This is a genomic window from Pseudomonas asturiensis, from assembly GCF_900143095.1.
Taxonomy (GTDB): Bacteria; Pseudomonadota; Gammaproteobacteria; order Pseudomonadales; family Pseudomonadaceae; genus Aquipseudomonas; species Aquipseudomonas asturiensis.
The window spans coordinates 82,495-106,851 of sequence record NZ_FRDA01000014.1 but is presented as its reverse complement, the minus strand read 5'-3'; the positions used below and the strand labels follow the sequence as shown (position 1 = coordinate 106,851).

General features: G+C 59.9%; 17 protein-coding genes. 8 read left to right on the top strand and 9 right to left on the bottom strand.

The features are described from left to right. Positions 1 to 242: 242 nt before the first annotated feature. Entirely contained in the window at positions 243 to 842 is a 600-nt protein-coding gene (locus BUB69_RS21430) for an FMN-dependent NADH-azoreductase (RefSeq protein ID WP_073170241.1), read from the bottom strand. 141 nt (positions 843 to 983) lie between these two features. Next, the gene (locus BUB69_RS21425) at positions 984 to 1,298 is read right to left on the bottom strand and encodes a 3-phosphoglycerate kinase (protein WP_073170239.1); all 315 of its coding nucleotides are present in this window, start codon (positions 1,296 to 1,298) and stop codon (positions 984 to 986) included. 67 nt (positions 1,299 to 1,365) lie between these two features. Between BUB69_RS21425 and BUB69_RS21420 the strand changes: the two genes are divergently transcribed. The 4 genes from BUB69_RS21420 to BUB69_RS21405 all read left to right on the top strand — a co-directional run bounded on the left by BUB69_RS21420 (position 1,366) and on the right by BUB69_RS21405 (position 5,691). Further along, positions 1,366 to 2,289: a LysR family transcriptional regulator gene (locus tag BUB69_RS21420; protein WP_024687610.1), complete on the top strand. Its 924-nt coding sequence runs from the start codon at positions 1,366 to 1,368 to the stop codon at positions 2,287 to 2,289. Positions 2,290 to 2,303: 14 nt separating this feature from the next. Next, positions 2,304 to 3,092 (top strand): alpha/beta fold hydrolase, encoded by a 789-nt coding sequence (locus BUB69_RS21415; protein ID WP_073170237.1) that lies wholly within the window; start codon positions 2,304 to 2,306, stop codon positions 3,090 to 3,092. Between the two features lie 103 nt (positions 3,093 to 3,195). Beyond that, complete coding sequence (locus BUB69_RS21410; RefSeq protein ID WP_073170235.1) at positions 3,196 to 3,759, top strand: peptidylprolyl isomerase; 564 nt, start codon at positions 3,196 to 3,198, stop codon at positions 3,757 to 3,759. 99 nt (positions 3,760 to 3,858) lie between these two features. Next, positions 3,859 to 5,691 carry an ABC transporter ATP-binding protein gene (locus BUB69_RS21405; RefSeq protein WP_073170233.1) on the top strand — a complete coding sequence of 611 codons (1,833 nt, stop codon included), beginning with the start codon at positions 3,859 to 3,861 and terminating at the stop codon, positions 5,689 to 5,691. 614 nt (positions 5,692 to 6,305) lie between these two features. On the opposite strand, the gene BUB69_RS21400 is transcribed toward BUB69_RS21405, so the two are convergent. The 5 genes from BUB69_RS21400 to fadD2 form a co-directional block, all read right to left on the bottom strand. Further along, the gene (locus BUB69_RS21400) at positions 6,306 to 7,430 is read right to left on the bottom strand and encodes a GNAT family N-acetyltransferase (RefSeq protein ID WP_073170231.1); all 1,125 of its coding nucleotides are present in this window, start codon (positions 7,428 to 7,430) and stop codon (positions 6,306 to 6,308) included. A gap of 145 nt (positions 7,431 to 7,575) precedes the next feature. After that, positions 7,576 to 8,697: a beta-ketoacyl-ACP synthase III gene (locus BUB69_RS21395; protein ID WP_073170229.1), complete on the bottom strand. Its 1,122-nt coding sequence runs from the start codon at positions 8,695 to 8,697 to the stop codon at positions 7,576 to 7,578. Positions 8,698 to 8,987: 290 nt separating this feature from the next. After that, a complete protein-coding gene (gene hrpA, locus BUB69_RS21390) occupies positions 8,988 to 12,899 on the bottom strand; it encodes an ATP-dependent RNA helicase HrpA (RefSeq protein ID WP_073170228.1) in 3,912 nt (1,303 codons plus the stop codon). Positions 12,900 to 13,142: 243 nt separating this feature from the next. After that, complete coding sequence (gene fadD1 / locus BUB69_RS21385) at positions 13,143 to 14,834, bottom strand: long-chain-fatty-acid--CoA ligase FadD1 (RefSeq protein WP_073170226.1); 1,692 nt, start codon at positions 14,832 to 14,834, stop codon at positions 13,143 to 13,145. 358 nt (positions 14,835 to 15,192) lie between these two features. Next, entirely contained in the window at positions 15,193 to 16,881 is a 1,689-nt protein-coding gene (fadD2, locus tag BUB69_RS21380; protein ID WP_073170224.1) for a long-chain-fatty-acid--CoA ligase FadD2, read from the bottom strand. A 207-nt stretch (positions 16,882 to 17,088) separates the two neighbouring features. Between fadD2 and BUB69_RS21375 the strand changes: the two genes are divergently transcribed. From BUB69_RS21375 to BUB69_RS21365, 3 genes are all read left to right on the top strand, one after another. Next, positions 17,089 to 18,033, top strand: a complete 945-nt coding sequence (locus BUB69_RS21375; protein WP_073170222.1) for an alpha/beta hydrolase — start codon at positions 17,089 to 17,091, stop codon at positions 18,031 to 18,033. A gap of 41 nt (positions 18,034 to 18,074) precedes the next feature. Beyond that, the gene (locus tag BUB69_RS21370; protein ID WP_024688516.1) at positions 18,075 to 18,545 is read left to right on the top strand and encodes a MaoC family dehydratase; all 471 of its coding nucleotides are present in this window, start codon (positions 18,075 to 18,077) and stop codon (positions 18,543 to 18,545) included. Between the two features lie 191 nt (positions 18,546 to 18,736). Further along, positions 18,737 to 20,386 carry a pectate lyase family protein gene (locus tag BUB69_RS21365; RefSeq protein ID WP_073170220.1) on the top strand — a complete coding sequence of 550 codons (1,650 nt, stop codon included), beginning with the start codon at positions 18,737 to 18,739 and terminating at the stop codon, positions 20,384 to 20,386. Positions 20,387 to 20,592: 206 nt separating this feature from the next. On the opposite strand, the gene BUB69_RS21360 is transcribed toward BUB69_RS21365, so the two are convergent. Continuing rightward, positions 20,593 to 20,751, bottom strand: coding sequence for a hypothetical protein (locus BUB69_RS21360; RefSeq protein ID WP_073170319.1), 159 nt, complete (start codon positions 20,749 to 20,751; stop codon positions 20,593 to 20,595). A 138-nt stretch (positions 20,752 to 20,889) separates the two neighbouring features. Next, entirely contained in the window at positions 20,890 to 21,231 is a 342-nt protein-coding gene (locus tag BUB69_RS21355) for an aspartate-semialdehyde dehydrogenase (protein ID WP_073170218.1), read from the bottom strand. Positions 21,232 to 21,464: 233 nt separating this feature from the next. On the opposite strand from BUB69_RS21355, the gene rapA reads away from it, so the two are divergent. Next, positions 21,465 to 24,311, top strand: coding sequence for an RNA polymerase-associated protein RapA (rapA, locus tag BUB69_RS21350; RefSeq protein ID WP_073170216.1), 2,847 nt, complete (start codon positions 21,465 to 21,467; stop codon positions 24,309 to 24,311). The last annotated feature ends 46 nt before the right edge of the window (positions 24,312 to 24,357 follow it).

Below are 24,357 nucleotides of genomic sequence, written 5' to 3'. Positions count from 1 at the left end.
CGGCCCGCTTGTTCAGGGGCCTGATCCAGGGCAATGAATCTGCCTACACCTTCGCGGACAAGTCCGCTCCCACGACGTTCGCCTCGTGGGAGCGGACTTGTCCGCGAAGAGGCACGCGCATCCGCTGACACACTAGCGTCCGAACCATGGCTTTCGCGAGCAAGCCCGCCCCCAACAAAAGCCGCTTCTATTGAGCAAGTCGTATTGTGCTGGATAGCCGGGAGTAGGCTCACGAAAAAGGGTCAGGCCACCTGGGCCAGTTTCGCCAGCGCCTGATTCATGCCTTTTTCCACAAAATCGCCACCCATGTTCAGGCCCTCGGCATGAATGAAAGTGACGTCGTGGATACCAATAAAACCGAGCACCTGACGCACGTAGGGTTCCTGATGGTCCAGGCTGCTACCGGTGTAGATGCCGCCGCGAGCGGTGAGCACGAAAGCACGCTTGCCCGTCAGCAGACCTTGCGGACCGGTTTCGGTGTACTTGAAGGTCACGCCAGCGCGCAGCACATGGTCGAACCAGGCCTTGAGGGTGCTGGGGATCGCGAAGTTGTACATCGGCGCGGCGAGCACCAGCACATCAGCGGCAATCACTTCATCGGTCAGGGTATTGGAGCGTTCCAGCGCCGCCTGTTCGGTTTCGCTGCGCTGTTCAGCGGGTTTCATCCAGCCGCCCAACAAGGTGGCATCCAGATGCGGCACGGGATTGATCGCCAGATCGCGCACAGTGACCTCATCATTGGGGTGTGCGGCTTGCCACTGGCTGAGAAACTGCTGCGTCAGCTGACGCGAGACTGAATCCTCCTGGCGGGCACTGCTTTCGATGACGAGTACGCGGGACATGACGAAGCTCCATTGAACGAGGTGGGTATGTTCTATGGAGCACAGGCTAAACGTGACCTTATCGATGAAAAAGCGCAAAAACCTGCTTCAATCCATCTAAGAATTTGTTTTATGCAGGACGGCGCTCTACTCTCCCTGAACTCATGCAGGCTGGCAATCCAGCTTGATACGCAGCTTGATGATGCTGCGTGTAAACCTGGCCGTCACGTTCACGCTCTTGCCTGCACCAACCTGGACACGTCGGGTGCGGGGCGCTTCGGGACCGTTGGCGAACACGACCGCACACTTGGCGTCCACGTCTCCGAAGTTGCTCACGGCGATGGAACCTATGTCTTGATCGACGTCGTGAGTCACGTAATCGATCTTGACGCCCTGATACTGCTTTTCCACTTCAATGGGGTAGGCAACGGCCGTCAACGGCAACAAGGCCAGCAACACACAGCACACTCGTTTCATTGGGCAGTCTCCGGAACGGGATTGTCAGAGTAGAACAACGGACAGCAAAGAGAAGAGGAATTACAGCATGAAAGCGCCCCGCGTGACGCTCGACCAATGGCGCACCTTGCAGGCCGTGGTCGATCACGGTGGTTTTGCCCAGGCCGCCGAGGCCTTGCACCGCTCACAGTCATCGGTCAGCTACACCGTAGCCCGTATGCAGGATCAACTCGGCGTTCCGCTGCTGCGTATCGATGGCCGCAAGGCAGTGTTGACCGAAGCAGGCGGTGTTCTGCTGCGTCGCTCGCGCCAGCTCGTCAAGCAGGCCAGCCAGCTTGAAGACCTCGCCCACCACATGGAGCAGGGGTGGGAGGCCGAGGTGCGACTGGTCATTGATGCGGCCTACCCGTCGGCACGTCTGGTGCGAGCGCTGACGGCGTTCATTCCCCAGAGCCGCGGCTGCCGGGTGCGTTTGCGCGAGGAAGTGCTGTCAGGTGTCGAGGAAGTATTGCTTGAAGGCGTAGCGGACCTGGCCATCAGCGGGCTGAGTATTCCGGGCTATCTGGGCGCCGAGATGAGCGCCGTCGAGTTCGTGGCCGTCGCCCACCCCGAACACTCCTTGCATCAAGCCAATCGTGAACTGACCTTTCAGGACCTGGAAAGCCAGCTGCAGGTGGTGATTCGTGACTCAGGCCGCCAGCAACCTCGTGACGTTGGCTGGCTGGGCGCAGAACAGCGCTGGACCGTCAGCAGCCTCGCCACGGCGGCGACCTTTGTCAGCAGCGGCCTGGGCTTCGCCTGGTTGCCTCGGCACCTGATTGAGCGCGAGCTCAAGGAGGGCGTGCTCAAGGTGTTGCCGCTGGACCGGGGTGGCAGTCGCAATCCTTCGTTCTATCTTTACTCCAGTAAAGACAAACCGCTGGGCCCGGCGACGCAGATCCTGATCGACCTGATCCGCACCTTCGACACCGCGCCGCTGACAGCGGCCTTTGCAGCCCCTCAACAAGCCTGACATGGAGTAGGCACATGGCGTTCTTCGAGCATGACGACTGTTCGCTGCACTACGAAGAGTACGGTCAGGGCGACCCCGTCCTGCTGCTGCACGGTCTGGGCTCGAGCTGTCAGGACTGGGAATACCAGATCCCGGCGCTGGCCCGGCACTACCGCGTCATCGCCATGGACATGCGCGGCCATGGCCGTTCGGACAAGCCTCACGAGCGCTACAGCATTCAGGGCATGAGTGCAGACGTCGAAGCGCTGATCGAGCACCTGCGCCTGGGGCCTGTGCATGTGGTGGGTCTGTCGATGGGCGGGATGATCGGCTTTCAACTGGCGGTCGATCATCCGCATCTGCTCAAGAGCCTGTGCATCGTCAACAGCGCACCGCAGGTCAAGGTCAGAACCCCGGGTGATCTCTGGCAATGGGCCAGGCGCTGGACACTGGCCCGCCTGGTCAGCATGGAGGCCATGGGCAAAGCACTGGGCAAGCTGCTGTTTCCCAAACCGGAGCAGGCCGAGTTGCGGCGCAAGATGGCCGAGCGCTGGGGCCGCAACGACAAGCGAGCCTATCTGGCCAGCTTCGACGCCATCGTTGGCTGGGGTGTGGAGCACAAACTGGCGCGCATCACCTGCCCGACCCTGATCATTGCCGCCGATCACGATTACACCAAGGTTTCGCTCAAGCAAGCGTATGTAAAGCGCATCGCCAATGCCCGACTGGTGGTCATCGAGGACTCACGGCATGCGACGCCTCTGGACCAGCCCGAACAGTTCAATCGCACGTTGCTGGAATTCATCGCCAGCACCGGGGTCTGAAAAACGCAACCGCATACACCTCTTGATCACGCTGGGCAAAAAAAGCCAAACGTGGTTACCTTGCCGGCCACAGTCGATATCTCTATTGAAGGACCTGTTGCTCATGCTGAAAAAAATCGCCCTCGCCGCCTGCTCCGTGCTGTTCGCCGCCCAACTGATGGCCGCCCCGGACAAGCCGACTCACGTCGTGCTCAACACCAGCTTCGGTGAGATTGAAATCGAACTGGCGGACGCCAAGGCACCGATCAGCACCCAGAACTTCCTGAGCTATGTCGACAGCGGCTTCTACACCAACACCATTTTTCACCGTGTGATTCCGGGGTTCATGATTCAGGGTGGGGGTTTTACTCCGCAAATGGCCCAGAAGAAGGCCAACAACCCGATCAAGAACGAAGCCCAGAACGGACTGCATAACGTGCGTGGCACCATCGCCATGGCACGTACATCAGACGTGAATTCGGCCACCAGCCAGTTCTTCATCAATACCAATGACAATGCCATGCTCGATAACGGCGTCCGCGACTACGGTTACGCAGTGTTCGGCAAGGTAGTCAAGGGCATGGACGTGGTCGACCAGATCGTCAACGTAAAGACCGGCAACCAGAAAGGCATGCAGAACGTGCCAAACGACCCGATCCTGATCAAGTCCGCCAAGCGCGTCAACTGACAGGAAGCTGCGCTGCGTGAAGCTCAGGCTTCACGCGGTACGGACGGGAGAGCCTTTACTTATGAAGGGAGAACCCACGCCAAGTGGGTGTGATAGCCAATGCTTTATCGTCGTTTTGAAAAACTGATCGATATCTTCAAAGACGCCCCTACCGCTGCCCCGCCCAATACTGTTTTCGCGTTCTACACCTACTACCTGCGTCAGGTATGGCCGACGTTCACTGCGCTGTTGGTGGTGGGCTTGATCGGCGCGCTGATCGAAGTCGCACTGTTCAGTTACCTCAGCCGAATTATCGACCTGGCCCAGACCACTGCGCCCAAGGAATTCTTCAGCCTCCACGGCCCGGAACTGATCTGGATGGTGGTGGTGACCCTGCTGCTGCGTCCGATCTTCGTCGGCCTGCATGACCTGCTGGTGCACCAGACCATCAGCCCGGGCATGACCAACCTGATTCGCTGGCAGAACCACAGCTATGTGCTCAAGCAGAGCGTGAACTTCTTCCAGAACGACTTCGCCGGACGCATCGCCCAGCGCATCATGCAGACCGGCAACTCGCTGCGTGATTCGGCAGTGCAGTCGGTGGATGCACTCTGGCATGTACTGATCTATGCGATCAGCGCCATGGTGCTGTTCGCCGAAGCCGACTGGCGATTGATGATCCCGCTGGGCACCTGGATTCTGGTCTTTGTCCTGGCCTTGATGTACTTCGTGCCGAGGGTCAAACAGCGCTCGGTGGACTCCTCCGACGCACGCTCCAGGCTCATGGGCCGGATCGTCGACGGTTACACCAATATCACCACGCTCAAACTGTTCGCCCACACCAACTTCGAGCAACAGTACGCGCGCGAAGCCATGCGTGACCACACCGAGAAAAGCCAGCTGGCCGGACGCGTCGTAACCTCGATGGACACCACCATCACCACGATGAACGGCATTCTGATCGTCACCACTACAGGCCTCGCACTGTGGTTGTGGACGCAGTCGCTGATTTCGGTGGGCGCCATCGCGCTGGCCACAGGCCTGGTGATCCGTATCGTCAACATGTCCGGCTGGATCATGTGGGTGGTGAACGGCATCTTCGAAAACATCGGCACCGTACAGGATGGTCTGCAAAGCATCTCGCAACCGGTCTCGGTCAACGACAAACCGAACGCGCAGCCGCTAAAAATTGCCAATGGCGGCGTGAAATTCGACGGCGTCGATTTTCACTACGGCAATGGCAACGGGATCATTCACAACCTGAACCTGGATATAAAACCGGGTGAGAAAATTGGCTTGATTGGTCCTTCAGGTGCGGGCAAGTCAACGCTGGTCAACCTGTTGTTGCGCATGTACGACGTACAGGGCGGCAGAATTTTGATCGACGAACAGGACATTTCCGACGTTACCCAGGAAAGCCTGCGCGCGCAGATCGGCATGATCACCCAGGACACGTCGCTGCTGCACCGCTCGATTCGCGACAACCTGCTGTACGGCAACCCAGGCGCGACGGACGCACAATTGTGGGAAGCGATTCGCAAGGCCCGCGCCGACGAGTTCATCCCGCTGCTGTCGGACTCCGAAGGCCGCACAGGCTTCGATGCGCACGTCGGCGAGCGAGGGGTCAAGCTGTCCGGTGGCCAGCGCCAGCGCATCGCGATCACCCGCGTATTGCTCAAGGACGCGCCGATCCTGATCATGGACGAAGCGACCTCGGCGCTGGACTCGGAAGTCGAAGCCGCGATTCAGGAAAGCCTCGAAACCCTGATGCAAGGCAAAACCGTCATCGCCATCGCCCACCGCCTCTCGACCATCGCACGCATGGACCGGCTGGTGGTGCTGGAAAAAGGCCAGATCGCCGAAACCGGCACCCACGCCGAACTGCTGGCCCATGGCGGGCTATACGCACGCTTGTGGCAGCACCAGACGGGCGGATTTGTGGGCGTGGATTGAGGGTTATACGCAAGCCGTGCTGCAGCCAACGGACTGTGGGAGGCGGCTTGCCGGCGATGCTTTTTCTGAAGCGACACATCGCTGACTGAACTGACGCCATCGCCGGCAAGCCGCCTCCCACGGGGACTGCATTCAGTCAGAGACTCTCCTCGTCGCCTCGTTTCACGCGTCCTCCAGACGTGTGCTCATCGCTATACCCAAGTCTCGCGGCAATCAACAGACTGTGGAAGGCGGCTTGCCGGCGATGCTTTTTCTCAAGCGACACATCGCTGACTGAACCGACGCCATCGCCGGCAAGCCGCCTACCACGGGGACTGCATTCAGTCAGGCACTTTCCTTGTGGCCCCGTTTTGCGCGTCTCCCAGACCTGTGCTCATCGCTATACCCAAGTCTTGCGGCAACCAACTGACTGTGGGAGGCGGCATTCAGTCAGACACTTTCGTTTCCGCCCCGTTTTGCGCGTCTTCCAGACGTGTGCTCATCGCTATACACAAGTCTCGCGGCAACCAACAGACTGTGGGAGGCGGCTTGCCGGCGATGCTTTTTCTGAAGCGACACATCGCTGACTGAACTGACGCCATCGCCGGCAAGCCGCCTTATGCGTTCAGCCGGACTCAAGCCTGCCGATAAGGCAGCGCCGTGCGTGCTTCCTCGGAATACGCCATCACGCCAACCCGCTCTTGCTCAAGAAATTCGCTCACGGCGTCTTTCAAGCCGGGATGCATCAGGTAATGCCATGACCGGGTGATCTGCGGCTCGAAGCCGCGGATCAGCTTGTGCTCGCCTTGGGCACCTGCGTCGAAACGTTGCAGGCCGTTGGCAATCGCATAGTCCATGCCCTGATAAAAGCAGGTCTCAAAGTGCAGACGATCGAATTCGGCCAGACATCCCCAGTAACGGCCGTAAAAGCTGTCATCACCGATCAGACTGAAGGCCATCGCCACCGGGCGTGAGCCCTGCAACGCCATTACTACCCTGATTGACTCGGGCATGCGCTCGGCCAGCAGGCTGAAGAATTCGCGGGTCAGGTAAGGCGCCTGCCCACGAATTTCATAGGTATTGGAGTAGCAGGCGTAGACGAAGTCCCACAGCACTTCGCTCATCTGCCGTCCTTCGAGCCATTCGAAGACGATGCCCTGCCCGGCAACCTGCTCGCGCTCCTTGCGCATCTGTTTGCGCTTGCGTGAGCTCAACGCGTCCAGAAAGTCCTGAAAGTCCCGATAGCCGCGGTTGTGCCAGTGAAACTGACACCCGATGCGCGACAGCCAGCCAGGCTGGCCCTCAAGCACCGCATCGGCAGCAGGATCGGTAAAGTTCACGTGAGCGCTCGACAGGCCCTCACTCTGCAGGTAGGCCGGCAGTTCGCCCAACAGCTCCGAGGCGCCTTGCGGCGTGACAGACAGAATGCGCGAACCGCCGACCGGACTGAACGGTACGGCCACCAACAGCTTGGGGTAATACGCGATACCTGCGCGGCGGCAAGCATCGGCCCAGGCGTGGTCGAACACGTACTCTCCGTAGGAATGCCATTTCCGATAGGCGGGAAGCGCGGCAACCAGCTGTTCGTTTTCATAGTGCAGGATGTGTTCGGCACGCCAACCGGAACGCGGACCCAGGCTGCCGCTGTCTTCCAGTGAGGTTAGGAAGGCGTGGCGCAGAAACGGCTGATTACCCGGCACCAGCGCGTCCCACTGGGCGGGCGCGACGGTGCTCAGGCTATCGACGACATGGACCGGCATGCAGGTTTCCTCGGTGGGTAAACGTGCGACGAGTATCACTCATCGAGGGGGAATGTAAACGCTGGTGAATCGACGACCGTACTGCATCAGGACATTCAACCGGCAGGCCGACATCTCTTGGGCAAGCTGCCGGCCGCCTGTCTGATTAACGTTTGCGCAGGATCACGCTGCCAATCGAATAGCCCGCACCGAACGAACTCAGCACGCCCAACGCACCTTTTGGCAAGTCGTCCTGATAGGTGTGGAACGCAATGACCGACCCCGCCGAACTGGTGTTGGCGTAGGTGTCGAGGATCACCGGCGCTTCTTCAACCGTCGCATCGCGACCCAGTAATTTCTTGACGATCAGGTGGTTCATGCTCAGGTTGGCCTGATGCAGCCAGAAGCGCTGCACATCGCTGACGTTCAGACCGTTGTCGTCCAGGTGCGCGCCGACCAGCTCCGCCACCATCGGGCAGACCTCGCGGAACACCTTGCGGCCTTCCTGCACGAACAGCTTGTCCGGCGCGCCCTCGCCCTCGTCAGAGGTGCGGTTGAGGAAGCCGAAGTTGTTGCGGATGTTGTTGGAGAACGTGGTCAACAGACGAGTGCTGACGATATCGAACTGGTAAGGCGAGGTGGCCAGATCGGCACGCTCCACCACCACCGCGGTAGCGCCGTCACCAAAGATGAAGTGGCTGTCGCGATCACGAAAGTTCAGGTGTGCGGTACAAATCTCCGGGCTGACGACCAGAATGGCGCGGGCCTGACCCAGTTGTACGCTGTTGCAGGCGTTCTGAATGCCGAAGGTGGCCGACGAACAGGCCACGTTCATGTCAAAGCCATAGCCTGCAATGCCCAGCGCTTGCTGGATCTCGATGGAGATCGCCGGGTAGGCACGTTGCAGATTGGAACAGGCGACAATGACGCCATCGATGTCGGCGGCTGTCTTGCCCGCACGTTCCAGCGCCTGCCTGGCGGCCGCGACGCCCATCTCGCAGAGGATCGACCACTGCTCGTTGCTGCGCTCCGGCAGGTTCGGCTTCATGCGCTGTGGGTCGAGGATACCCTGCTTGTCCATCACAAAGCGGCTCTTGATGCCCGACGCCTTCTCGATGAACGCTGCGCTGGACTCAGTCAGCGCCTCGACTTCGCCGCGTTCGATGGCTGCTGCGTTGTCCTGGTTGAACCGGGAGACGTAGGCATTGAAAGACTGCACCAGCTCTTCATTGGAAATGCTGTCGGCCGGCGTGTACAGGCCTGTGCCACTGATGACGACGTTGTGCACGGTCGTTCCTCTCTTATTGAAGGTCGCAGGTATTGGCCTGCCAAGGCACGGTACGCAGCGACCCACGACGTTTCAGGGACCGGCGTACCAATGCGTATATAAATCATGCATGCGTGAATCAGAGCGGGCGCAGCTCAAGCCGCGTCCAGGCAGACTAAAACAGACGCGAAGTGTGCCACAGCGCCCGGTTTTAGCGCTATCGGGCCAAGGAGCCTTGGCCCAGAGATCCGTCTCGCCGTTGTCCGCGAGAACCGCACGGACGGTCTTGCAACAAGACCTCAGGCCCGACCTCAGCCCTCCACCAGACTCCACTGCTTGCTCAACCGCTTGTCGGACACCGGCATTTTCGTGCCCAGCTGCTGAGCGAAAAGCGACACCCGGTACTCTTCCATCCACCAACGATAGACTGCCAGCTCCGGGTCACGCTTGCCTTCCTGGCGGTGTTTGTCGGCTCGCGCCTGAAACTGCGCCCACAGGCCTGCCAGCTCGATGCTCCAGACCCGATCCTTCTGGACCTGACCCGGCAGTTTTTCCAGGCGCATCTCGATGGCTTTCAGGTAACGCGGCAGCTCTTTGAGCCACTGCGCCGGTGTTTCCCGCACGAAGCCCGGATAGACCAGATTGCCGAGCTGCGCCTTGATGTCATTGAGGGCGACGGCTTGGGCCAGATCGATCTTGCCCTTGAAGCGCTTCTGCAAACCGTGCCACAGCGTGAGGATTTCCAGGGTCAGCTTCGCCAGGCGCTCGGCGTGACCGGTCCAGTCGGCGCGTTTGCGTTCGGCCAGTGACAACAGCCCTGCGCCATCACGCGGCAGTTCGGCTTCGCCTTCCAGTATGCAGCTGTCGAGGCTGGCCAACAGAATGTCTTCAATCAGCGCATCGACACGACCCAGCTCGCGATGCAGCAGCGCCAGTTCGGTCTGCCCCGGCAGCTTGCTGCGCAGAAACTTCGCGGGCTCGGCCAACTGTTGCAACAACAGACGTTGCAGAGCACGGCGATGCTGATACTCGGCCTCGGCCTGCGTCGAGAAGCGGCCTTCCTTGACCGTGCCACCCTCTTCGACCAGCGCCGGGTACACCGTCATCGACAGGCCGGCGATGTTCTGCTGGGTCTTTTGCGCCACCGGGGCGAAGACCTTGGCCTCGACCGGCTGCTGGCTTTTTGCGGTCTGCGGGACGGCAAGTGCGGCCTGACTGGCTTCGGCAAATCGCGCGGTCAGCTCATCCAGATCGCGGCCTTCGCCAAGGAACTTGCCGCTGCCGTCGACGATTTCCAGGTTCATCTTCAGGTGGCTTTCAAGCTGATGGGTCGCCTCTTCCCATGCCTCGTCAGTCACCCTTGCGCCGGTCATGCGCAGCAGTTCACGGCCCAGCGCTTCAGTCAGCGAACCTTCGCCAAAGGTGATGCGCTGCAGCGCAGCCTTGATGAAATCCGGCACCGGCACGAAATTCTTGCGCACGGCCTTGGGCAGGCTGCGGACCAGCGCGATGCACTTGGTTTCCAGCAGCCCCGGCACCAGCCATTCCAGGCGCTCGGCGGGCAGCGAAAGCAACAGGGGCGCAGGCACGCGCAATGTCACGCCGTCACGGGGGTGATTGGGTTCGAAGTGGTAGGTCAGCGAAAGGCTCAACTCGCCCAGACGCAAGGTGTCCGGGTACTGCGCGGCAGTGACTTCGCTGGCCTCGCGCGCCAGCACGTCTTCTTCGCGCATGATCAGCAATTGCGGGTTCTTCTGGCTCTCGGTCTTGTACCAGCTGTCGAACGTCGCAGTCTGGTGAATCTCGGCCGGAATGCGTGCTTCGTAAAAACTGTAAAGCGTGTCTTCGTCAGCCAGAATGTCGCGACGGCGTGCCTTGGCCTCGAGTTCGTCGAGCTGTTCCAGCAGACGCGTGTTGGCGCTCAGGCACTTGGCGCGAGACAGGATATCGCCGCGTACCAGCCCCTCGCGGATGAACAGTTCGCGCGACACCACCGGATCGATCGGGCCGAAATGCACCGGACGACGACCGACCACGATCAGGCCGAACAGGGTGATCTGTTCAAACGCCACGACCTGCCCGCGCTTCTTCTCCCAGTGCGGCTCGAAATGGTTCTTCTTGATCAAGTGTCCGGCCAGCGGCTCGATCCAGTCGGCATCGATCTTGGCGACCATGCGCGCGTAGAGCTTGGTGGTCTCGACCAGCTCGGCGGTCATCAGCCATTGCGGACGCTTCTTGCCCAGCCCGGATGACGGATGGATCCAGAAGCGCCGCTGCCGCGCCCCCAGGTAGTCGCCCTCGTCGGCTTTCTGGCCGATCTGGCTCAGCAGGCCGGACAGAATCGCCTTGTGGAATTTTGGATAATCCGCAGGCTCCTTGTTGACTGTCAGTTGCAGGTCACGGCAGATCAGGCTCAGTTGTCGATGGGAATCACGCCATTCGCGCAGGCGCAGGTAATTGAGGAAGTTGCGGCGACACCAGTTGCGCAGCGGACTGGCGGTCAGCGCCTGGCGCTGCTCCTCAAAACCGCGCCACAGGTTGACCAGTCCGGCGAAGTCCGAATCGGCATCCTTCCACTGCGCGTGGGCCTGATCGGCGGCCTGCTGACGCTCGGGCGGGCGCTCGCGCACGTCCTGCACCGACATCGCACTGGCCACGATCAGCACTTCCTGCAGGCTGCCCTGTCTGGCAGCTTCCAGCAGCATGCGCCCCATGCGCGGGTCCACCGGCAAGCGCGCCAGCTGGCGGCCCAGCGGCGTCAGCTGATTCTCGCGATTGACTGCCGACAGCTCCTGCAACAGGTTGAAACCGTCACTGATGGCCTTGCCATCCGGCGGCTCGATAAACGGGAAGTCAGTGATCTCGCCCAGACGCAGGTGCAGCATCTGCAGAATGACTGCCGCCAGGTTGGTGCGCAGTATTTCGGGATCAGTGAATTCAGGTCGAGCGTTGAAATCTTCTTCGCTGTACAGCCGCACACACAGGCCCGGCTCGACGCGCCCGCAACGGCCTTTGCGCTGATTGGCGCTGGCCTGGGAAACCGCCTCGATGGGCAGACGCTGGACCTTGGCGCGGTAGCTGTAACGGCTGATACGCGCCGTACCGGTATCGATCACGTAGCGAATGCCCGGCACGGTCAGCGAAGTTTCGGCCACGTTGGTCGCCAGTACCACACGACGTCCTGGATGGGACTGGAAAATCCGTTGCTGCTCGGCAGGCGACAGGCGTGCGTACAACGGCAGAATTTCAGTGTGTTTAAGCTGCGCCTTGCGCAGCATTTCAGCGGCGTCACGAATCTCGCGCTCGCCGGGCAGGAACACCAGTACGTCGCCCGGGCCTTTGCGCTCGCTGCGCTCGAAGGCAGCCAATTCATCCAGCGTGGCCAGAATGGCCTGATCGACGGTCAGGTCTTCTTCAACGCTGTTGCCCTCTTCGTCCTGCTCGCTGGTCAGCGGCCGATACCAGGTGTCGACCGGGAAGGTGCGGCCCGATACTTCGATGATCGGTGCGTCATTGAAATGCTCGGAAAAGCGCTGCAAGTCGATGGTCGCGGAGGTAATGATGACTTTCAGATCCGGACGACGCGGCAGCAGGGTTTTCAGGTAACCCAGCAGGAAGTCGATGTTAAGGCTGCGTTCATGGGCTTCATCGACGATGATCGTGTCGTAGCGCTCAAGGAAACGGTCGTGCTGGGTTTCAGCCAGCAGGATCCCGTCCGTCATCAGCTTGATCAGTGTGTTGCTGTCGCTCTGGTCTTCGAAGCGCACCTGATAACCGACCAAAGCACCCAGTGGCGTGGCGAGTTCGTCCGCCACCCGGCTCGCCACACTGCGTGCCGCGATTCGACGCGGTTGCGTGTGGCCGATCAGGCCATGTTGGCCACGGCCAATTTCCAGGCAGATCTTCGGCAACTGGGTGGTTTTACCCGACCCTGTTTCGCCCGCGATGATGAGCACCTGATGCTTGAGCAACGCCTCCTTGATTTCGTCACGCTTGGCGGCGATAGGCAGGTTGTCGTCATAGCGAATCGTCGGCACGCTCTCGCGCCGCGCCGTCACCTGCGCACAGGACGCCTGAACCCGCGTCACCCACTGCGCCAGCTTCGCCTCGTCAGGCTTCTTGCGCAGCTCGTGCAACTGGCGACGCAGACGATGGCGTTCGCCGATCATCGCTTGATCAAGGTTTTTCAGGAGTTGGTCGATGGAAGGCGATTCGTCGGTCATCAGGTGCGCAAAGTCTTTTCTTGATGGAGGCAGGGGCGCGATTGTCGCAGATTGCGGTAAAGAGAACGACTGTTGGGGGTGGATCGGACGGAGCTTGATGAAGGTCAATCGAATCGCGCTCGCAGCGCGATCAAACACTGCATGGCAACTGAACACAATTTTTAGCGGGAGGCGCAAGCGTGCGCCACAAACAACAACGCCGTGTCATGGGACACGGCGCTGTCTGTCATGCAGGCCTTGCGGTTACTTCTTGATGCCCAGCTTCTTCAACTCTTCGTCACGCAGTTCGCGGCGCAAAATCTTGCCGACGTTAGTGGTCGGCAGCGAATCGCGGAATTCGACGCTGCGCGGCACCTTGTAGCCGGTCAGGTTGGCGCGCATGTGCTCCATGACCTGATCCTTGGTGAGTGTTACGCCAGGTTTGGCGACCACAAACACCTTGATGGCTTCACCCGATTTTTCGTCCGGAATGCCAATGGCCGCGCACTGCAGAACGCCGGGCAGCGACACGAGCACGTCTTCCAGCTCGTTGGGGTAGACGTTGAAACCGGAGATCAGAATCATGTCTTTCTTGCGATCAACGATGCGCAGATAACCGTCAGGCTGAATGATTGCGATGTCACCGGTCTTGAGCCAGCCGTCCGCATCGAGCAGCTCGTCAGTGGCTTCCTGGCGCTGCCAGTAGCCTTTCATGACCTGCGGCCCCTTGATGCACAACTCGCCGACTTCACCGAACGGCAGCTCGTTGCCTGCGTCATCAATGACCTTGCAAACGGTCGACGGCACCGGGATGCCGATGGTGCCCATCTGGATCTTCTGGATCGGGTTGACGGTCGCCACCGGACTGGTTTCGGTCATGCCGTAACCTTCACAGATCGGGCAATTGGTGACCTGCTTCCAGCGCTCGGCCGCAGCCTGCTGCAGCGCCATGCCGCCAGACAGCGTGACTTTAAGCGCCGAGAAATCAAGGCTGCGGAAACTCTCGCTGTTGCACAGGGCAACGAACAGGGTATTGAGCCCGACGAACCCGCTGAACTTCCATTTCGACAGTTCTTTCACCATCGCCGGCAGGTCACGCGGGTTGCTGATCAGCACGTTGTGGTTACCGATCAGCATCATCGCCATGCAGTGAAAGGTGAAGGCGTAAATGTGATACAGCGGCAATGGCGTAATAAGGATCTCGCAACCTTCATTGAGGTTGGAGGCCATCAGCGCCTTGCACTGAAGCATGTTTGCGATCAGGTTGCGATGGGTGAGCATCGCCCCCTTGGCAACGCCAGTGGTGCCGCCGGTGTATTGCAGCACCGCCACGTCGGAGCTCGCCGGCGAGACATCGGTCACGGGCTGACCACGCCCCTTGCCGAGAATATCGTTGAACCTGATGGCCTGCGGCAGGTGATAAGCCGGAACCATCTTCTTGACGTATTTGATGACGCTGTTGACCAGCAGACGCTTGAGTGGTGGCAGCATGTCGCCCACTTCAGTGACGATCACGTGCCTGATGCCGGTCTTGGGCACGACCTTCTCGGCCAGATGCGCCATGTTCGCCAGACACACCAGCGCCTTGGCACCGGAGTCATTGAACTGGTGTTCCATTTCACGCGAGGTGTAGAGCGGATTGGTGTTGACCACGATCAGCCCGGCGCGGATGGCACCGAAGACGGCAACCGGGTACTGCAGCACGTTGGGCAGTTGCACGGCAATGCGATCGCCAGGCTTGAGGTCGGTATGCTGCTGAATCCAGGCGGCGAAGGCGCCGGACAATTCGTACAGCTCGCCGTACGTGATCGTCTTGCCCAGATTGCTGAACGCGGGTTTATCGGCGAAACGCTGGCAGGACTGCTTCAGAACCGCCTGGACGTTTGGATACTCATCAGGGTTGATATCGGTGGGGATACCAGACGGGTATTTATCCTTCCAGAAGTTTTCAATCATGCGGCCAGCTCCGTAGCGATAGCGAATTCTTCACACCGCTTTAGGCGATGATTTTTTTGTGTTTTGGAATTATGCAGTAGACGCTCATTCGCTTCATGACAGGTCAAAAAGCGCGCCGAGAGTAGCAGCTTTGCCTAAGGCCGACTAGAGGCAAAGAAGGTCGCTACGGTCACAAAAATGACTGAGAAACACCAATCAGTCACAACCTGCCGTTCTACAACTGCCCATATCGAAACCTCTGAAACCCTTGAGCCAGAGCGTTTACGGCAAGCGTACTGAGAGTAGCCAAAAAAGTCTGGCCCCGCTTGCGAGTCACTGCGAGCGGGGCCAGACATGCGAAGAGATAGATTTTCTGCGTTCAAGCGATATCGCGAAGCTCTCTGCGCAGGATCTTGCCGACCGGGGTCATGGGCAAGGAATCGCGCAGCACAATGTGTTTGGGCACTTTGTACGCAGTGAAATTCGCTTTGCAGTAGGCCTTGAGCTCATCGACGCTGACACCCGCCTCGCGCGCCACCACAAACAGTTTGACCGCCTCGCCGGAGCGCTCGTCCGGCACGCCGATGCAAGCGCAACTGGCGACCTTGGGATGGGCCATGACCACGTCTTCGATCTCGTTGGGGTAAACGTTGAAGCCGGACACGATGATCAGGTCTTTCTTGCGGTCCACGATGCTGACGAAGCCATCGGCGCCGATCACGGCAATGTCTCCGGTCTTGAACCAGCCCTCGGCGTCCAGCGATTCGGCTGTGGCTTCGGGGCGATTCCAGTAGCCTTTCATGACCTGCGGCCCCTTGATACACAACTCGCCACGTTCTCCGAACGCCAGTTCCGTGCCCTCATCATCAATGACCTTCATGCCGGTGCCCGGCACCGGAATGCCGACAGTGCCCAGCCGCGCCAGCGCACCGTAGGGGTTTGCACTGGCGACCGGCGACGTCTCGGTCAGTCCATAACCTTCGACGATCGTGCAGCCGGTGATCTGCGCCCAGCGCTCGGCCGTCGCCTTGACCAGCGCAGTGCCGCCCGAGTTGGTGCTCTTGAAGGACGAGAAGTCCAGATTCTTGAAGTCCGGGTGGTTCATCAGGGCCACGAACAGGGTGTTGAGCCCGATCATGGCGGTGAACTTCCACTTGCCGAGCTCCTTGATGAAGCCGCCGATGTCCCGAGGATTGGTAATCAGAATGTTATGGTTGCCGCTGATCATCATGCACATGCAGTTCGCGGTGAATGCGTAGATGTGATAGAGCGGCAGCGGCGCGATCATCACCTCTTTGCCTTCCTCGAACATCACCCCGCGATCAGGGCACTGCTGACGCATGCAGGCATAGACCTGCTGCATGTTGGCGACCAGATTGCCGTGGGTCAGCATCGCGCCCTTGGCAAGCCCGGTAGTGCCGCCGGTGTATTGCAACACTGCGACGTCGTCGAGCCCGACCGTGACCGGTTTGACCGGCCGGCCCTGGCCTTGGCGCAGTACGCTTTTGAAGCCTATGGCCTGAGGCAGGTCATAGGCCGGGACCATTTTCTTGACCCTGGCGACGATGGTATTGATCAACCACCCTTTGGCGGGCGACTGCATGTCGCCCATTTTTACTTCAATCAGGTAACGAAGCTCGGTGTCGGGTAGCACTTCCTGCACCAGCTTGCCGAACAGGTTCAGGTATACCAACGCTTTGGCGCCGGAATCCTTGAACTGGTGGCGCATCTCGCGTGCGGTGTACAGCGGATTGGTGTTGACCACGATCAGGCCGGCGCGCATGGCGCCGAACACGGCAATCGGGTATTGCAACAGGTTGGGCATCTGCACGGCGATACGGTCGCCGGGCACCAGATCGGTGTGTTGCTGCAGATAACTGGCGAAGGCCGCCGAATGACGCTCCAGATCTGCGTAGGTCAGCGTGACGCCCATATTGCTGAAAGCAGGTCTGTCTGCAAACTTTCTGCAGCAGCGCTCGAAGACCTCCAGAACCGACCGGTAGGCGTGCAGATCCAGCTCAGAGGTGACCCCTGCAGGGCGTTTGTCGTTCCAGAATTCAGGTTGCATTATTTTTATCCTCTTCCCTGCTTATGCCTGGCCCGCAGTTCAACATTCGGGACTGGCCCGACGTTAGCAGCTAAAACCAGGAAGGCAAATATCCCTGTTGGCGTCATCATTGCTGTGAATCTTGCAGCCTGTCAGGTTGCAATCAGCCTTGAGCTATACACTCAAGCATACATTCTCCAGGCAGCCGCTCCAGATCGGGAAATCGCCATGAAGCACGAAACATTCTGGCTCGACGCCAACGGCCATTGTCGCCTCTTCGTCAATGCGTGGCTGCCGGATACACCGCCCAGGGCCATCGTGATGCTGTGCCACGGCATGGCTGAGCACAGTGGCCGGTACGCGCGGTTGGGCGCTGCGCTATGCGCAGCAGGTATGGGGCTGTATGCCCACGATCAGCGCGGCCATGGCAAGACTGCAGCGCAAGGCCTGTTGGGGCATTTCGCCCGGCGCGACGGCTGGAACAAGGTGGTGGATGATCTGGCCACGCTGAGCCAGTCCATCGGTCAGCGGCATCCAGACACCGCGTTGTTCCTGTTCGGGCACAGCATGGGCAGCTACATCGCCCAGGCGTTCCTGATGCATCACGGCGCAAGCCTGCAGGGCGCTGTGCTCAGCGGTTCCAACTTCCAGCCCGCGGCGCTCTATCGCAGTGCCAGGCTCATCGCCCGGTTCGAGCGCCTGCGCCAGGGACCCGAGGGGCGCAGCAAGATGATTGAATGGCTGTCGTTCGGCACCTTCAACAAGGCATTCAAGCCCAACCGCACCTGTTTTGACTGGCTCAGCGGTGACCCGGACGAGGTGGACAAGTACGTTGATGACCCGCTGTGCGGCTTCCGCTGCACCAATCAGTTCTGGCTGGATCTGCTGGGCGGGCTACAGAAAGTCAGCCAGCGTTCGAACCTTGCGCAGATTGATTCAAGCCTGCCTTTGCTGATTATTGGCGGCGAATGTGATCCGGTGAGCGCCGGCAAGCGTCTGAAAGATCTTGCCGACGCATTGGCAGGAGCCGGTCATCAAGTGTTACAACTTAATGTTTACCCGCAAGCGCGTCACGAACTGCTCAACGACACCCACCGCGATGAGGTCACACGTGACCTGCTCGACTGGCTGCAGTATGCCCTGGACCAGCCGAGACCGCGCCGGGCCGAATGACGCGATGTGTTCCATACCCTTTTATTGCTCAGGACAGCCACATGACTCAAGTCACCAACACGCCTTACGAAGCCCTTGAAGTCGGTCAGACCGCCAGCTACAGCAAGACGGTCCACGAGCGCGATATCCAGCTGTTCGCCGCCATGTCCGGTGACCACAACCCGGTCCACCTGGACGCTGAATACGCCGCCAAGACCATGTTCAAGGAGCGTATCGCTCACGGCATGTTCAGTGGCGCACTGATCAGCGCCGCCGTGGCGTGTGAGTTGCCTGGGCCGGGCACCATCTACATTGGCCAGCAGATGACCTTTCAAAAGCCGGTCAAACTGGGCGACACCCTGACCGTGCGCCTGGAAATTCTCGAAAAGCTGCCGAAATTCCGCGTGCGCATCGCGACCCGCGTGTTCAACCAGAACGATGAGCTGGTCGTGGACGGCGAAGCGGAAATCCTCGCCCCGCGCAAACAGCAGACCGTCGACCTGACTGTACTGCCGGAAATCACGTTCGGCTGATTCGAATGGCCGGACATGCGTGACGACGCATGCCCGGCCTTGCCCTGTAGCCCCCTCCTTCGCCAGGCATTGAGCCCGGCACCGGTTCACGCGCCCCTCGTGGAACTGATTTCGTGCAACGCCCACTCAGAGGCAAGCAGCATTTCTCTGGGATCACGAACCGTTTACTCCCGCAGGCGGGGACCGCACGCATGAATACCATCAACCGAAACTACTACCCCGCTCCCGGCTTATCTGCGTCGGCCGTCAATCCGGCACCCGAAAGCACTGCCCTGCCGCCCGGCTTTGGCACAGGCCAGAAGAGCCATGCGATTGATTTCAGTTCGCCCCAGCAGAAGGCTGAGATGAATGCTGCGCCCGGTAGCTTGCGTGCCGGAGCCCAACTGACTCAGACAAACGCCTGCTCATCCAGCCCGCAAGGCGCGGACGGCGCATTGACGCTGAACAAACTGGTAGAGGCGATCCGCAGCGTTCTCAAGGAACTGATTTCACTTTTGCGGGGTGATCAACAGCAGCAACCGCCCTCGGCGCCGCAGTCGAGTGCGCAACCGCACGGTGGCAACGCACCGGCCAATCCTCAGCCCTCGATTGCTGGATCGACGCCGACAACATCCTCACCGTCGACGTCACACTCCGTCCCGCCGCCCGCTGCAGAAAAGCCCTTCGTGGTGCGCGACGATCCGTCGACAGACCACTCGGTCACGATGCAAAAAAAACCGACGGCGACGCCCACTGCAGCGCCAGATCCCACGAGCATCCCGACTCATAAGGCACGCACGAAAGAGGATGAGACAAAGCCGCCACAGGTCAGCGATCCAGTCGTACCCGCCATCAAACATTCAACGCCTGATCAGACGCCGACAGCCCCTGAAAAGGCGGCCAATCCTGTCACCCGCTCAGCTCATCCCAACGGTGACGGCGTAGACGTGTCCGGCATGGTCGGTTTCGCCAAGACGTCCAACACCACCGGCGGCAATGGAGGTGAGGTCGTTACGGTCAATACCGTGGAAGAGCTGCAGAAAAGCCTCGCTGACGACAAGGCCCGCACCATTCGCCTTGGTGCCGACCTGTCTGCCGATAGCAAAGTGACGGTGAAATTCGGTGCCAACAAAACCCTGCTCAGCACGGAAGAAGGCAATGGCCTGCACAACATTTATCTGGCCAATGACAAAGGTGCCAGTAACGATATTTTCCAGAACCTGAACTTCAGCCACGACAGCCGCTACCGTGAAAACAACGATATGCAGATGTATATCAACAGTGGTGAGCGCTACTGGCTGGACCACAACACCTTTTCAGGCACCAAGGACCAGAACCCGACGGGGCTGGACAAGCTGCTTTACGTCGGAGGTACGGCCGACAATGTCAGCCTGACCAACTCGAAATTCCAGAACAATGAATACGGCGTGATCCTTGGCCAGCCGGACGATTCGGCGCAAGCCAAGGCGGCCTACAAAGGCTACCCGCACATGACGATCGCCAATAACCTGTTCAACAACCTCGACGTTCGCGCGCCCGGCCTGATGCGTCACGGCAACTTCGATGTCTACAACAACCTGGTCGACGACTTCCATCTGGGTTTCACCGCGACCGGCGATGCAACCATCCTGTCTCAGGCCAACTACTTCCAGAAGGGTGTGGACACCGCCAACAACCCTAGCAATCAGGGCGTGCTGGATGACAAGGGCGACGCGCACTTCAGGGACGTCGGCAGCAACGTCAGTTTCACCCAGAAATCCCCCACCACGGCCTGGACCCCACCCTATCAGCGCGACGTGAAGACCGCCGAAGAAGCCAAGGCCTATAACCTGGCGAACGCGGGAGCCAGAACAGGTAACTGATGAGGGTGCACACGAAAAAAAAGGCGACCGAAGTCGCCCAAGTGCCTTGCGTGCTCATTTAAGGACGGTTGGCCGAGAACGTCTTCACGCCCCGTCCATTGCAATCAGATTAGCCGCAATGGCACTCAGGGCAATTGACGCAGATCAGTACCGACGCAATCAGTCGCCCGCGACGTCATTCGACGGGCGGGAAAGACAAGCGGGCATCAACGCTTCTTGGGCTTTTTCTTCGGCTTTTTCTTGCCGCTCAACGGCATTGCCTGCTCGAACGCATTGCGCACTTCGTTCAGGCGTTTGTCGTTCAGGTCATGAACGCGTTTGGCGCGCTCGGCGCCCAGATCGATCAATTGGCCATCGTCGCTCATGGTTTTGCAGCTCTCGGACACTGGGAATCATCGCCAATAATGCTCAATAGCATCGGCGATGACCAGTCAGGAACATGAAGGCAGGTGCAAGACCATCAAAAACACGCCAGGCGGCATCCTCTGACGGGATGCTCGACTTCAAATCTGGATATCGACCCACAAGCCCTGGCGCGGCTCATCGTCGATCAATGGCACGACAGGCACGGTATTGTCGGCATTGAGCGAGTCACCCGGAATCACCAGGCCTTGATACTCCTCGCCGTCTTCCCCACTGCGACCTTGATGTTGTTGCTGCTGACGCTGCTGCTCTTCACGCAACAGCAAGGCGCTTCGCTCGGTGTCTTCGTTGCGCAGGTCGATGGAGGTCTCGTTGGAACTCTCCTGCACGGGTGCGACAGGCGGAATGTCCGGCACACGCTTGGCCGGGTCCATCTGCGACGTGACCGGTACCACACTCAGCGGAAGCATAGGTTGCAGCATGGTTTATCTCCTCTTACCGGGCTTTCGGCCGTCTGCTCGTCAACTTGAACAGCTTTGTAATAGGCTGTAATAATTTCTACGGTTTTTTTTGACTATGTTTAATGAAATTAGTGCCAGCGGCAGGAAAATTTACTGATCAGCCGTCAATCCGCGGTGTTTTTCAACGCCGCCTTTGGTCTTCAGGGCGCGTTCCGTTAACATAGTCGGCTTTTTCAAGTCGGGAGACAGGCAGCATGGCGCAGCAGTATCAACCGGGGCAACGCTGGATTAGCGACAGCGAAGCCGAGCTGGGTTTAGGCACCGTTCTGGCACAGGACGGCCGCTTATTGACCGTGCTCTACCCGGCCACTGGCGACACGCGCCAGTACGCACTGCGTAATGCACCGCTCACCCGCGTGCGTTTCTCTCCGGGCGATGTGATTACTCACTTCGAAAACTGGAAAATGACCGTCCGCGAAGTCGACGATGTCGACGGGCTGCTGGTCTATCACGGCCTCAACGCCCAGAACGAAGTGGTCACGCTGCCGGAAACCCAGCTGTCCAACTTTATCCAGTTCCGTCTGGCAACCGACCGCCTGTTCGCGGGCCAGATCGATCAGCTTTCCTGGTTCTCCCTGCGCTACAACACACTGGAACACACCAGCCGCCAATTGCAATCCTCCCTCTGGGGCCTGGGTGGCGTGCGTGCGCAACCTATCGCGCACCAATTGCACATCGCTCGCGAAGTCGCAGACCGCATTGCGCCACGCGTATTGCTGGCCGACGAAGTAGGCCTGGGCAAGACCATCGAAGCCGGTCTGGTGATCCATCGCCAACTGCTGTCGGGGCGCGCCAGCCGGGTACTGATCCTGGTGCCGGAGAACCTGCAGCACCAGTGGCTGGTCGAGATGCGCCGCCGCTTCAACCTGCAGGTTGCGCTGTTCGACGCCGAGCGCTTCATGGAGAGCGATGCCGGCAATCCGTTCGAAGACACCCAACTGGCACTGGTTGCGCTGGAGTGGCTGGTCTCGGATGAAAAGGCTCAGGACGCCCTGTTCGCGGCCGGCTGGGACCTGATGGTGGTCGACGAAGCGCACCACCTGGTCTGGCACGAAGACAAGGCCAGCGCCGAGTACTCGCTGGTCGAGCAACTGGCCGAAGTCATGCCCGGCGTACTGCTGCTGACCGCCACGCCCGAACAACTCGGCCAGGACAGCCACTTTGCGCGCCTGCGCCTGTTGGACCCGAACCGTTTCCACGACCTCAAGGCCTTCCGGGCCGAAAGCGACAACTATCGTCCCGTGGCTCAGGCGGTGCAGGAACTGCTCGACAAGGGCGTTCTCTCGGCAGAAGCGCAAAAGACCATTCATGGCTTCCTCGGCGCTGAAGGCGACACGCTGCTGGCAGCCGTCAACGCAGGCGACGATGAAGCCAAGGCTCGCCTGATCCGCGAATTGCTCGATCGTCATGGCACAGGCCGTGTGTTGTTTCGCAACACCCGCGCCGCCGTACAGGGCTTCCCTGAGCGCAAGCTGCATGCTTACCCGCTGCCCTGCCCGGCCGAATACCTGGAACTGCCACTCGGCGAACACCCCGACCTGTACCCGGAAGTCAGCTTTCAGGCCCACTCGGAAGTCAGCGAGGAAGAACGCTGGTGGCGTTTCGATCCGCGCGTCGACTGGCTGATCGATACCCTCAAGATGCTCAAGCGTGTGAAGGTGCTGGTCATCTGCGCCCACGCCGAAACCGCGATGGACCTGGAAGACGCCCTGCGCGTGCGCTCCGGCATCCCGGCCACGGTTTTCCACGAAGGCATGAACATCCTTGAGCGCGACCGCGCTGCCGCCTACTTCGCGGACGAGGAATTCGGTGCCCAGGTGTTGATCTGCTCGGAAATCGGCAGCGAAGGCCGCAACTTCCAGTTCTCCCATCATCTGGTGCTGTTCGACCTGCCGTCCCACCCGGACCTGCTGGAGCAGCGTATCGGTCGTCTGGACCGTATCGGCCAGAAACACACCATCGAGCTGCACGTGCCGTTCCTGGAAACCAGCCCGCAGGCCCGGCTGTTCCAGTGGTATCACGAAGCGCTCAACGCGTTCCTCAACACCTGCCCGACCGGTAACGCCCTGCAGCATCAGTTCGGCCCGCGCCTGCTACCGCTGCTGGAAAGCGGTGACGACGATGAGTGGCAAAGCCTGATCGACGAGGCGCGCGCCGAACGTGAGCGTCTGGAAAGCGAACTGCACACCGGTCGCGACCGCCTGCTGGAACTCAATTCCGGTGGCGCAGGTGAAGGCGAGGCGCTGGTCGAAGACATTCTGGAACAGGATGACCAGTTCAGTCTGCCGATCTACATGGAAACCCTGTTCGACGCGTTCGGCATCGACAGCGAAGACCATTCGGAAAACGCGCTGATCCTCAAGCCGAGCGAGAAGATGCTCGACGCCAGCTTCCCGCTGGGCGACGACGAAGGCGTGACCATCACCTACGACCGTAATCAGGCGCTGTCTCGCGAAGACATGCAGTTCATCACCTGGGAACACCCGATGGTGCAAGGCGGCATGGACCTGGTGCTGTCTGGCTCCATGGGCAATACCGCCGTGGCACTGATCAAGAACAAGGCGCTCAAGCCTGGCACTGTGCTGCTGGAACTGATCTACGTCAGCGAAGTGGTCGCGCCGCGTTCGTTGCAACTGGGCCGCTACCTGCCTCCGGCAGCGCTGCGTTGCCTGCTCGATGCCAACGGCAATGATCTGTCGAGCCGCGTGTCGTTCAACACCTTGAACGACCAACTCGAAAGCGTACCGCGTGCCAGCGCCAACAAGTTCATTCAGGCGCAACGCGATGTGCTCACGCCTCGCATCAACGCGGGCGAAGAGAAGATCACGCCGAAACACGCCGAGCGCGTCGCCGAAGCGCAGCGTCGCCTGGCAGCCGATACCGAAGAGGAACTGGCACGCCTGACGGCGCTGCAAGCGGTCAACCCGACGGTGCGTGACAGCGAACTGGTCGCTCTGCGTACGCAGCGTGAGCAAGGTCTGGCCATGCTGGAAAAGGCCGCGTTGCGTCTGGAAGCGATTCGGGTGCTCGTGGCGGGCTGATGACTGCCCGCTTTCGCTGATACAAGCTTGCTCCCTGATCATATCC